We start from the raw sequence: 468 nt of genomic DNA on the forward strand, positions 1-468 counted from the left end.
GCGAGGTCCTGCACGTCGGCGAACGGGCGCGCGGCGCGCGCCTGCGCGAGCCGCTGCGCCGCCGCCTCCCCGAAGCCCGCGACCAGGTGCAGGCCCAGGCGCACGGCGGGTTGCGCCTCCTGCACGCCCGGCAAGGGTTCATCAGGCCCTTCGAGCGTGCTGTCCCAGCCGCTGTGCACGGCGTCGGCCGGCAGCACGCGCAGGCCGTGGCGCCGCGCGTCCTGCACCAGCTGCGAGGGGGTGTAGAAGCCCATGGGCTGCGAATTGAGCAAGGCCACCAGGAAGCAGGCCGGCTCATGGCACTTGAACCAGCTGCTCGCATAGGCCAGCAGCGCGAAGCTGTAGGCATGGCTCTCGGGGAAGCCGTATTCGCCGAAGCCCAGCATCTGCTGGTAGATGCGCTGGGAGAATTCCTCCGAATACCCGTTCTTGCGCATGCCTTCCATCAGTGCCTGCTCGAAGCGGTGC

1 pseudogene is annotated in these 468 nt (G+C 69.7%); it reads right to left on the bottom strand.

The window, feature by feature from the left end:
• A pseudogene (dnaE2, locus tag GVL52_RS31940) lies at positions 1-468 on the bottom strand (error-prone DNA polymerase); the annotation flags it as partial.

This window comes from Rhizobium sp. 18055 (assembly GCF_902706285.1).
GTDB lineage: Bacteria > Pseudomonadota > Alphaproteobacteria > Rhizobiales > Rhizobiaceae > Rhizobium.